General features: G+C 43.6%; 11 protein-coding genes. 4 read left to right on the top strand and 7 right to left on the bottom strand.

Going from position 1 to position 11,886, the window contains the following annotated elements; genetic code table 11:
- Positions 1–170: 170 nt before the first annotated feature.
- Positions 171–1,166, top strand: coding sequence for an L-glyceraldehyde 3-phosphate reductase (mgrA, locus tag E0485_RS06965; RefSeq protein WP_132417262.1), 996 nt, complete (start codon positions 171–173; stop codon positions 1,164–1,166).
- 41 nt (positions 1,167–1,207) lie between these two features.
- Here the strand turns inward: mgrA and E0485_RS06960 are convergent, their stop codons facing one another.
- The 7 genes from E0485_RS06960 to E0485_RS06930 form a co-directional block, all read right to left on the bottom strand.
- The gene (locus tag E0485_RS06960) at positions 1,208–2,374 is read right to left on the bottom strand and encodes an acyl-CoA dehydrogenase family protein (protein ID WP_132417261.1); all 1,167 of its coding nucleotides are present in this window, start codon (positions 2,372–2,374) and stop codon (positions 1,208–1,210) included.
- A 256-nt stretch (positions 2,375–2,630) separates the two neighbouring features.
- Positions 2,631–3,353, bottom strand: a complete 723-nt coding sequence (locus tag E0485_RS06955) for a nucleoside phosphorylase (RefSeq protein WP_132417260.1) — start codon at positions 3,351–3,353, stop codon at positions 2,631–2,633.
- Positions 3,354–3,409: 56 nt separating this feature from the next.
- Positions 3,410–4,315, bottom strand: coding sequence for an ABC transporter permease (locus tag E0485_RS06950; protein ID WP_132417259.1), 906 nt, complete (start codon positions 4,313–4,315; stop codon positions 3,410–3,412).
- Positions 4,299–5,366, bottom strand: coding sequence for an ABC transporter permease (locus E0485_RS06945; RefSeq protein WP_132417258.1), 1,068 nt, complete (start codon positions 5,364–5,366; stop codon positions 4,299–4,301). Before E0485_RS06945 ends, E0485_RS06950 begins: the two co-directional genes overlap by 17 nt.
- Positions 5,359–6,858: an ABC transporter ATP-binding protein gene (locus E0485_RS06940; protein WP_132417257.1), complete on the bottom strand. Its 1,500-nt coding sequence runs from the start codon at positions 6,856–6,858 to the stop codon at positions 5,359–5,361. Before E0485_RS06940 ends, E0485_RS06945 begins: the two co-directional genes overlap by 8 nt.
- A gap of 80 nt (positions 6,859–6,938) precedes the next feature.
- A complete protein-coding gene (locus E0485_RS06935) occupies positions 6,939–7,970 on the bottom strand; it encodes a BMP family lipoprotein (RefSeq protein ID WP_235857450.1) in 1,032 nt (343 codons plus the stop codon).
- 354 nt (positions 7,971–8,324) lie between these two features.
- Positions 8,325–9,422, bottom strand: a complete 1,098-nt coding sequence (locus E0485_RS06930) for a peptidylprolyl isomerase (protein WP_132417256.1) — start codon at positions 9,420–9,422, stop codon at positions 8,325–8,327.
- A 203-nt stretch (positions 9,423–9,625) separates the two neighbouring features.
- On the opposite strand from E0485_RS06930, the gene E0485_RS06925 reads away from it, so the two are divergent.
- Genes E0485_RS06925 through E0485_RS06915 form a run of 3 tightly spaced genes read left to right on the top strand, consistent with a single transcriptional unit; the run spans position 9,626 to position 11,699 of the window.
- Positions 9,626–10,249 carry a YhbD family protein gene (locus tag E0485_RS06925; RefSeq protein ID WP_132417255.1) on the top strand — a complete coding sequence of 208 codons (624 nt, stop codon included), beginning with the start codon at positions 9,626–9,628 and terminating at the stop codon, positions 10,247–10,249.
- Positions 10,250–10,265: 16 nt separating this feature from the next.
- Positions 10,266–10,925: a polymer-forming cytoskeletal protein gene (locus E0485_RS06920; RefSeq protein ID WP_132417254.1), complete on the top strand. Its 660-nt coding sequence runs from the start codon at positions 10,266–10,268 to the stop codon at positions 10,923–10,925.
- A gap of 36 nt (positions 10,926–10,961) precedes the next feature.
- A complete protein-coding gene (locus E0485_RS06915; RefSeq protein WP_132417253.1) occupies positions 10,962–11,699 on the top strand; it encodes a polymer-forming cytoskeletal protein in 738 nt (245 codons plus the stop codon).
- Positions 11,700–11,886 lie beyond the last annotated feature (187 nt).

The raw sequence follows: 11,886 nt of genomic DNA, 5'->3' as shown, positions 1-11,886 counted from the left end.
GATAAAAAAATCACTAGAATCAACTTTAAATCTTATTAAACACATATAATTTGTAAATATTGAGCCTTCTTTTAATAGAATACATCCTGCTAGAACAATACGAATTTAGAAAATAAAGCTTATTATATGGTATGATGGAGTTAATTCAGATGAGGAGGTTGATAGGAATAATGGTTTATCAAGCTAATTCAGAGCGCTACACCCAAATGAAGTACAATCGTACAGGACGCTCAGGCATTAAACTTCCTGCGATTTCACTTGGATTATGGAATAACTTTGGCGGTACAGATACATATGAGAATGGCAGAGCGATGCTGCGCAAAGCATTTGATCTAGGCATTACGCATTTTGACTTGGCGAATAATTACGGTCCTCCGCCAGGATCGGCAGAAGAAATGTTTGGCACCATGCTAAAGACGGACTTCGCACCCTACCGAGATGAAATGATCATTTCAACTAAAGCAGGATATAAGATGTGGAATGGACCTTACGGAGAATGGGGCTCCAAGAAATATCTTGTTTCAAGTCTAGATCAAAGCTTAAAGCGTATGGGACTTGATTATGTCGATATTTTCTATTCCCATAGACCCGACCCAGAAACTCCGCTCGAAGAAACGATGGCTGCGCTTGATCTTATTGTACGTCAAGGCAAAGCGCTCTATGTCGGTCTATCGAATTACAATGCGGAACAGACAGCTGCTGCAATTGCAATTCTAAATCAACTTGGAACTCCACTGCTCATTCATCAACCTAAATATTCGATGCTAGAACGCTGGATCGAGAATGGGCTGCAAGATGTGCTGGATGATAACGGCGTTGGAAGCATTGCCTTCTGTCCACTTGCACAGGGACTGTTAACAAGCAAATACTTAACTAATATTCCATCTGATTCACGTGCGATGAAAGCTACAATTCCATTCTTGAATGAAAAAGATATTACCTCAGAGCTCATTGGCAAGCTGCAGCAATTAAATGCAATAGCTGCTGAACGTGGTCAAAGCCTAGCTCAGATGTCACTTGCATGGGCGTTGCGCGGTGGCCGTTTAACATCGGCACTTATTGGGGCAAGCCGAGTCAGCCAGATTGAGGAGAATGTTGCTGCACTTAACAATCTTGATTTCAGCACAGAAGAACTTACGGCAATCGATCAAATTCTTCGTTCTTAACACAAAATGAAGGGCCGTTCCATCAGGGACGCCCTTCTTTCTTATTCTGCCGAATATGGCTTAAGCGCTAGGTTAGCTAGCAGCCCAATTGTCATGTCATCCATTGGCGGATTATGCAGACCTGCACGCACATCACGGTAATACCGCTCTAACGGATGCTTGCGATATAAGCTTTGCCCTCCTGCTATTCGCATTGCACGATCAACGATTGAGATCGCGTGGTTCGTGACGACATGCTTTACCGCTGCGAGATCACCTGCAAGTGCTGGATCATCCCGATCCTCATCAAACCGCTTAGCAACGGCATGCAGCAAGTTTCTCGCCGTTAACCACTCAAGCTCCATTTGACCAATTAGGCTTCTCGTATTCGGCTGATTCGCGATTGGTCCTGATCCGCTATTCGGGCTATAGCTTGATGCATACTGCAGCGCATAGTTCCGAGCGGCAGTGGCAATCCCTAAGTAGCATGCGGGAATATGAAGCAGCCATCCTGCATGCTTCTGCTTGCCTCCATTCCTCGCCGGCTCATGTAAATTAGCCTCTTCCGGCACAAAAACATGATCCAGGATCATATCATGACTTGCCGTACCTCTCATTCCGAGCGTATCCCATGTTTCGTCAAAAGAAATACCCGTCGCACTGCCAGGCACAAGGAAATAAACCACATCGTCTGTACCGTCAATTACAGCAGACACAATAATATAATCAAGCGCTTTACTTAATGTCGTGAATGTTTTGCGTCCACAAAGTTCCCAGCCTCCATTCACTTTATAAGCTGTCGTCTGTGGTCTGCCTCCCCTGGTCGGACTGCCCGTTGCTGCTTCAGAGGCTGCGCGGTTTAGAAGCTTCTTGTCTTCTACAACCCCACGGCATACTTCCGCAAAGATGGCTTCGTCCCATGGTCGCATAATGGCCAGATCCATCATAACGGATAAATGCCAACCAATCGCAAGCGCTGTCGCCGCATCCCCTTGTGCAAGTCTCTCCTGAAGAATAACAAGCTCATATAGTGATATTTCCTCTCCACCATAGATGCGCGGTACCGTTAATGCCAAATAACCTGCATCCTTGAGTAATTGAAAATTCTCATGTGGAAACCGACCTGCACGATCTATTTCCTCCGCTCCCAGAGCAAATTTATCCGCTAATTCACCTGTTATGTCCAGCCATTTGGCAAGTCGATCTGGCTTCGTACTCACATGTTGCATGTCGGGAATTCCCCTTTCCATTGCTTGTAGTACCTTACCCCAAATATACGCTTCTATGTAAAAATACGTTCGAGTTTACGTATATCCTTCTTACTTTTAGCTTTCAATTTACATTATTAATCCGATGTGTATAGTCTGTTTTAAATCACTATATACCCCTGAACTCGCCAGTGTCAACCAATTTTTACGAATTGTGCGAAAAACACAAAAACCCACTGTATGAGATACAGTAGGCATGATCCGTTCTTAAATGAAATTAGGAAGCTAGCTTAACAATCGCTTTAAGCGCAACATCGATACCGCGCTCAATGGCTTGCGCAACGTTGTCTGTATGCGGGTCATATTCACCAGCAAGATCCGCATCTGCAAATCCATCGATGGCAAGAATAGAGCCTGCGCGTGCTCCATGAAGCGAGGCCACTACATATAAAGAAGCAAGCTCCATCTCGACTGCAACAGCGCCAGCTGCTTTGTATTGCTTATGAGGAAGCTCAACAACACCTGTGAAGAATGCATCAATACATACCGTAATCCCTTTCTTCACAACACCAGGAGCATCTGCTGCAGCCTGCGTCAATGCATCTACAACACTACCATCCGCAATTGCCGGGAAGCCCATAGGTACAAGCTGCTTCGTAAGACCATCTTCACGAGCTGCTGCCACACTAATCACAAGGCTGCCTGCCGGTGCATCTTTTGTAAGCGAGCCTGCTGTACCAACACGAATAAGTGTCTTAACGCCTCCGCGAATCAGTTCATCAAAGCACACCGCCGCGCCTGGGCAGCCAACACCATGACTGACAACAGCAAGACGAACGCCTTCATATTCACCAACGAAAGTACGATACTCACGGGCAAATGATAGCTCCTTAGCATTTTGCAGCTTTGCTGAGATTGCTAATGCTCTGCGTGGATCTCCGCACACAATCGCTAATTCTGGCAAATCTTCGGAGTTAACTTGGATGATTGGCATATACATATCTATCATTCTCCTTTTTTATCAACTAGTCTTAGAACCTACTTAACGCTCGTAACTTACTTATGTGAATCCAATGACGTACCTTTCTTGCGCAAAAGGAATAGGGCAATCAATGTAACAACGTATGGCACCATCATCGTAAACTGCGACGGCATCGATAGACCTTGCAGACGGATACTGATCGCATCCATGAATCCGAAGAACAAGCTGGATGCCATAACGCCGAGCGGATTGGATTGTCCTAGCATCATCGCAACAAGGGCGATAAATCCACGTCCATTCGTCATACCTTCTGAGAACATCGTAAGCTGCCCCAAGGATAGCTGGGCTCCAGCAAGTCCACAAAGAGCACCCGACATGAGGATCGCTCCATATTGATAGCGACGAACACCAATTCCGATGCTCTTTGCTGCAATCCGATTCTCGCCAACCGCTAGCAGACGGAAACCTGAAACGGTACGGAACAAGTAAAAATGCATGGCAATTACGATCACAAAGGTTAAATAAACAAGCGGTGAATGCCCCGATAAAATATCTCCCACAAACGGGATATCCTTAATCAGTGGGATGTCCCATTTTGGCAAACCTATCATTTTGCTATCGGAATATGCGCCCTTCGCATTAAAGATCGCACGCAATAAGAAGGCGGTTAGCCCAAGTGCAAGGAAGTTCATCGCGATCCCGACAACGATCTCATTGGCCTTGAGATGTATACTCACAAAGGCAAACAACAACGAATATATCACAACACTTACTATAGCAAATAACACGGCAAGTATTAGATTGGCAAACAAATGATTGCCTAAGATAGCTCCAAAAGCACCGACAAGAACAAAACCCTCAAGCCCGACGTTGAAAACGCCCACTCGCGCACATAATAAGCCTCCAAGTGCAGCAAGTAAAATCGGCGCGACCATTCGAACAGCTGAGTTAAACAGAGAGAGATCAAACAGTTGTTCCATTTGCTTTCCTCTCTTTCTTACGTTTAATGAATGCAAACGTTAATTTGGCAGAAATGAATACGATAATAACCGCTTGGATGACACTTGTAATTTCCATTGGGACCTCTGTGTTACGCTCGATCCCCATACCACCAGTTTGAAGAGCAGCAAGCAGAATCGCTGCAAACACAGTTCCAATTGGGTTATTGCTCGCTAGTAGCGCCGCCATTAGACCCGACCAAGCATAAGAAGGACCGGTTAAAGCACCGTCAATAAAACGATATTGCATACCGAGCACTTCAACTGATCCCGCAAGACCTGCAAATCCGCCGCTTACGAACATGGCCGACAGGACCATTGGCAGTCTTTTGACACCGCCAAAAGCAGCAAAAAATGGATTACTGCCCGTCATATTCATTTCATATCCAAAAATCGTATTGCGCATAATCCACGTTAATACAATCGCGCCGATTATGGCAATAATGATCCCTGCGTGCAGGCTTGATCCTGCAAATAGCTTAGGAAGCCATGCGCTTTGATCAATCATCGGCGTCTGTGCCATCGCTGCGGATCCAGATGTATCTCTGAACGGTTTAGCTGCTAGATAACCTGTAAATAAAACCGCTATATAGTTCATCAACAACGTTGTAATAAGCAAATCAATTTTAAATTTAGCGTCTAGCCAACCTGCAAAAGCAGACCACAAACCGCCCGCTATCACTGCCGCAATAAGCGCAGCAATCAATTTCACTAATCCAGGACCAGGGAAGTAAAGCGCTGTTAAGGCAGCAGCCATCGCTCCGAGGACCATTTGCCCTTCAGCTCCTAGATTAAAGAAGCCTGCTCTGAAAGCAAGGGATAGGCCTAGGCCAACCAGGATGATCGGCACTGCGCGAGTTAGTGTATTCGTAAAGAAATAGAAGCTACCAAACGCACCTTTCCACATTTCACCATAGGTATGAAAGACAGGTTCGCCAAGCGTTGCAATAGCTACCGCCCCAACACAAAGTCCTATTAATAATGCGATGAGAGGATGGATAAGCGCCCCGGCCTGATGTTTAAGTTTATTCATGCTCGCTTCCTCCTGCCATAAGCAAACTAATTGCTTCTTCTGTAGCTTCTTTGCTGCTTAGTTCGCCAATAATTCGTCCTTCGTACATCACGAGAATTCGGTCTGACAGCGCCAAAATCTCCGATAATTCAGAGGAGACAAGCAGGATCGCTCCTTTATTGTCACGTCTTTGTCTTAACTGGGCATGAATAAACTCCATTGCGCCAATATCTACACCACGTGTTGGTTCTGCAGCAATTAGGAATGGCGTTTCATGCCCCATCTCACGAGCTACGATCAGCTTCTGTAAATTACCGCCTGACAGATTCTGTGCATTGGCATGAATGGATGGCGTTCTAATTTTGAATTTCTCAATCCAGTCGCTAACCATAGCATAAAGCTTCTTGCGCTCTAATACCCCATACCGTTGCAGCTTACGCTGATAACCCATTAATCCGTTCTCTTGAAGCGACTCATTCCCTGCACAACCCCATTGGTACCGATCCTCTGGAATATGAGCTAAGCCTACGTCACGAATTTCTCTAGGATTCTTGCCAGTTATTTGTTGACCGATCAAACTAATACTACCCTCATCTGTTCTTTGCAAACCGCATATACTCTGAATGAGCTCCGTTTGACCATTGCCTGATACGCCTGCAATCCCAACGATTTCTCCTTCACAGACAGTCAAGTTAATCTGGTCTAGCACTGGCTTGCCACTTTGACCCTTAATGCTGATATTTTGCATTTGCAGCACAGGTGCTCCTGGTTTTGGCACACTACGTGTAACCTCAGCCAATTCTCTGCCAACCATCAGACGAGATATTTCTTTTACAGATGTTTCGGTTTTATTTAGTACGCCCGTCATTTTACCCGCTCGAAGTACCGTAATACGATCAGCGACTTCCATGACTTCATTGAGCTTATGTGTGATCAGAATTACGCTTTTGCCTTGATTCGCAAGCCCCTTAATCGCTATTAATAGCTCTTTGACCTCAATAGGTGTAAGAACTGCGGTAGGCTCGTCCAGCACGATGATTTCAGCGCCTCTATATAGCACCTTCAGAATTTCCATCCGTTGCTGAGTTCCTAAAGCGCATTCAGCAGCACGTTTCTCTGGCGGGACCGGCATGCCATAAGTATCACTCAGGTCTTGAACGATTTTGTTCGCTTCTTTGCGATTGAACTGAGCACTTCGGGTCGGTTCAGCCCCAATCACAATATTCTCTGCAACTGTAAAGGATGGGAACACCATAAAATGCTGATGTACCATTCCGATGCCATTATTCATCGCATCACTCGGATTGTGAAAATGCATTTCCTTGCCATTAACTAGAATCTTACCGGAAGTAGGCTTCTCCATACCGTAGAGAATACGCATCAGCGTTGTTTTGCCAGCCCCGTTCTCTCCTACAATCGCATGAACTTCACCTTTGCGAAGCGTGAAATCAACTGCGTCATTCGCTGTAAACTCGCCATACTTTTTCGTAATTTGCTCCATCTGCAGCAGCATTCCTGGCACGCTCCCTTCACTATGCAACTATGCAAAAAACCGGCTACCTATTTAGTTAAGCAGCCGGTAAATATCAGACATTACTGTTTAAGAGGATCTTGCAATACCAATTTACCTGAGATGATATCGTCAGCGATAGCCTTCACTTTATCAACGGTTTCTTGGGTAATGAATGGGTTAAGTGGTGTTTTTGTTTCATGTGTGATGAATGGTACGCCAACACCTTTTTCTTTCAATCCGTAGTCGATTACACCCGGCTTGAATGTTCCTTCTACGAAATCTTTGATCGTTGCGTAGGTAACTGCATCAGCGCCCTTAAGTTGGGATAATACGATATGATCCGGGTCGTTACCTGTATAATCGATGTCTTGTCCTGCTGTGTAGAAGTTCTTTTCTTTAGCTGCTTCAAATACGCCAAGGTCACCTACTGCAGATGCTCCTAGAATGAAGTCAGCTCCTTGTGAGCTCTGTTGAATCGCAATTTCTTTCGCTTTAGCTGGGTCTGCAAAACCACCTACATAACCAATCAAGCACTGTGCATCTGGATTAGTAGCTTTCAAACCTTCTTGGAAGGATACAGTCCATTTCTTAATCATTGGAATGTCTGCAGCTGCAACGATTCCGACTTTATTTGTTTTAGTAGATAAGCCTGCTGCTGCGCCTACAAGATAAGATGATTCATATTCACGGAATGTGACGCTGCGAACGTTCGGAAGATCTACTACTGTATCTACAATTGCAAATTGCTGATCTGGATTCTCAGCAGCTAACTTCTTCAAAGCATCTTCAGCTTGGAATGTTGCTGTAATGATCAAATCATATTTATCAGATACTGCAGCTCTTAAGTTCTGCTCTAACATATTAGGATCAGTGGATTCGATTGTCTTAACTTGAACACCGAATTCCTTACCCGCTTCTTTTGCTCCTTCATCCATTAGCTGGAAGAATGGGTTCACACCAATTTTCTCTGGTAGAACAATTGCTATTTTCTTTTCTGATTTTGGAGCGTCAGTCGCATTCGGTGCAGGAGTATCAGTCGATTCTGATTTATTGCCGCAACCTGCGACGACTGCAAGAATGAATACACATACAAGCATCATGAACTTTTTCAATCGTCTCGCCCTTTCTGGCCTATCCCTTTTTTTATAAATCCTATCGGCTTAAGGGGTATTTGTCAATTCATTTCATCATTTGATTATCCCTATCTCTGTATGGATAAAACAAACGATTTCCCCTTCCCTTATTTTAAGCTATTATTCGACATTGGTAAAGACAAATTTCGTGTAAATCCGTACATTTTCAACAAAAGTTGTGGGATCGTACATAAATTAGACTCTATTTCCTGCTATTTTACATTAGAATCACTATTAACCATAAGCAAATTCAATTTCAAATTCCAAAAAATACAAAAAAATCTAGACCCCCAAAATGCGAGCCTAGATTCATTAATTCTATAGTCTGTCACTTTACTTCTTATCTGCTTCAGGAGATGGTGCTGGTGTAGCAGGAGCTGGTGTAGGCGTTGCCTTAGCTTCCAGCTTATTATCGATTTTAGCTTCTGCCTGGATTTTTTGGATCCAAGCTGGTACATCCTCATTCAACTTCTCATCAATCAATTGCTGACGGATTTCATCTTTTTTCTCTTCAAAAGTTGGTTCTGTTGCAGGCTTCTTATCCGTTACTTTAATAATATGGTATCCGAATTTAGATTTAACCACATCACTTATCTCACCTACATTAAGCTTGAATGCCGCTTCATCAAACTCCTCAACCATATCTCCATGCCCGAAGTAGCCGAGGTCCCCGCCTTGTGATGCGGACCCATCCTTGGATTTCTCTTTAGCCAGTGTAGCAAAATCTGCTCCACCCTTCAGATCCTTTAGAATCGCTTCTGCATCTTCTTGCTTGTCTACAAGAATATGAGACGCTTTAACTTGTTCTGGTGTCTTATAGTAATCTTTATCCTCATCGTATCTTTGCTTCATATCATCATCTGTAATTGTAATAGTAGGTTCAAGAATTCCACGGATTTTCAGCTCTGTCCTCAATTGTGTTTTCAAATCGCTCATTGTCATTCCAGCTTGAGCCAGATTATAGTCCAACTGATCCTGCGAATAACTTTCAGTCATTTTGGCTACCTCGGCGTCTACAGCTGCATCTGTAACTGTAATGCCTGCCTTTTTAGCTTCTTGATCAATTAATCTCTCATTAATCATGTTGCTAAGGACTTGCTCGCCTGCTTTGCTTGTCATATATTCATTAAGCTCTTGTCTTGTGATTTTGTCACCGTTAACAGTTGCTACTACCTCTTTACTGCCCGTTGGATCCATAAATAATACAGCAATTAGAGCTACAACTGCGACTGCAGTGATAATCCAAGGGACTAGCTTCATAACACCACCGTTTGAAACAGGTTCCACTGCTGCTTTATTCTCAGCTTGCTCCTGATCCCCTTTTGCAGATGAATCCACTATTGCAGCTTTTTCAGTATTTTCTACTTGCTTTGTCTCTAATTCTTCCCCTGTTTGATTCTTATTCTCGAAAGTATTCTCTTTATCAGACATTCGTTCATATCCTCCTATGATGAATTAATTTACTCCTATAATACAACCTTCTAGTACTATAGCAGACTTTGTAGGCTTGTACCTTAATATAAGATTAATTATTCCCACAAATTTGGGTAAAAAACAGTTTGCAATTCGAACGTAACAGTGTTACGATATCAACATAACAATGTTACGTACAAATGAAATAGGAGGCTTCTACGATGGAAGAAGATCTCATTTCCAAGAAAGACTTACTTGAACTTACAGGCATATCGTATGGACAACTATACAGATGGAAACGCAAGGATCTGATCCCTGAACAGTGGTTTATTCGCAGATCCACCTTTACGGGGCAGGAAACTTTTTTTCCAAGACAGCTGATTCTTTCACGAATTAATCAGATTCTGAACATGAAAGATGGTTTATCGCTTGATGCGTTATCCGATATGCTGTCACCAAGCCCCTCCGAAAAGGCTCTGTATAAAGAAGAAATCATCAGTCGTGGGGTCGCAACCCAAGTATCCCTCAACTTAATGGTTGAGCAGTTAGGCGATGCAGAGGTTTATGCATTTGATAAAATTCTGTACGTATATTTACTCGAGAAACTGCTGCAATCGGGTGACATGAGCCTTGACGAGGGCAGAACTCTTCTGCAAGTACTTAACGATCATTACAAAAAGCTTGACGGCAAGAACTGTGAATTAATGCTTATCCGCAAAATGGGTATATCCACCTTCCTCCTCTTCTCCAGTCCAACAGATCTCTTTATGGAAGCTGGCGCCAAAGTTGTCTCCAGGATGCATCTTGGCAATTGTATTCAAGAATTGAAAATGAAGCTTATCTAAACGGGAGGAATGAACAATGAACAGTTCACCAAATTTGAATATCTCAGGTATGGGTAAAACATCAGGCGGCGTTTATCAAAAAGTACAGTTAGACGGATTGGCAACCGTGAATGGCGATGTTACATGCCAGTCATTCGACTGCAATGGCAAGGGAAAAATTAACGGCGACTTACAGGCAGACACAATTTCCATTGATGGCTTATGTTCCATTGACGGAAATACCCGTGCTCATAGCATCAGAGTCGATGGTAAGGCATCGTTATACGGCAACATTAACTGCGAACAGTTTATGGTGAATGGAATAATCGATATTGATGGTGACTGCCAAGCTGAAACTTTCAAAGCAGACGGCTGCTTCAAAATTAATGGTCTTCTGAACTCTGGAACAATCGACGTTAACCTACGTGGCAAATGTACAGCAGAAGAAATTGGTGGCGAGAGAATCAATGTAGTTAAAGGAAAGAATAACAATAGCATTATGAACAGTTTCTTCACCGCTGAGCTTAGGGTAGATGTGATTGAAGGGGACAAAATCTATCTAGAGAACACCAAAGCAGACATCGTACGCGGCAACGAGGTTGCGATCGGCCCAGGCTGTGTGATTGATGAGGTTGAATATAAAGTTAGTTTATATATTGATGATGAAGCTAAAGTAGAATCTCATAAACAAGTATGATCATGAGTTTTCTATTCAAGAAAGGATGATAGATCAATGACGAATCAAACAAAACGTGACATTCGCATTAACGGATCAGGATCATCGTCAGGTGGTGTGTTCAACAAAGTCAGCATTAATGGCGATGGAACCATAAGTGGCGATGTGGAATGCAATAAATTCAATACAAATGGAAACTCGCAAGTGAACGGCAGTATAAGAGCGGAATATTTCTCAATCCATGGCTCATCCGATGCGACGGGAAATGTAAAAGCAGATCAAGTTTCCGTTTATGGACAATGCAATGTTCATGGCAACTTAATGGCGGGAGAACTCAAGCTTGGTGGCGATGTTTCCGTCGATCGTAACCTTGGAGCAGAACATATCAAACAATATGGATCTATCCACGTGCGCGGTAATTGCGAGATCGAGAACTATTCAGCCAAAGGCGGTTTTCAAGTTGACGGTCTATTGAATGTAGGGACGCTGGATCTCAAACTTAGCTGGCCTAGCAGCGCATCTGAAATCGGTGGCGAACGAATCATAATCAGAAAAAGTACAGGAATTGATATGGCGATCAAATCCTTGCTGCGTATATTCAAAGTAGTCCCTGATGCAATGCTGACTGCTAATGTTATTGAAGGTGACGATATTATTCTCGAATCAACCAAGGCATCTATTGTCCGTGGCAATAACATCGAGATCGGTCCTGACTGTGATATTGACCGCGTAGAATATCGCGGAACTTATTCACAATCGCCGAATGCCCGAGTGAATAGCTGCGTACAGATCTAATCGTCAACTGTTGAAATGACGACATGAAACAAAAGGGTATTTAGTCTGTGGACTAAATACCCTTTATTTATTGCCGTTCGCACTCCACCAGCACCCTCCAACAGTGCTGCCGATCGCGATGCGGCAACTTTGGGTGCTTTTTCGGTAATTCGTTTCCGTTATCCGGAAATTATTTTCCGTCTGCACT

It is taken from the genome of Paenibacillus albiflavus (assembly GCF_004344915.1).
GTDB lineage: Bacteria > Bacillota > Bacilli > Paenibacillales > NBRC-103111 > Paenibacillus_AM > Paenibacillus_AM albiflavus.
Note: the sequence above shows the minus strand (reverse complement) of the source record. Positions and strands in the feature narration are given on the sequence as shown.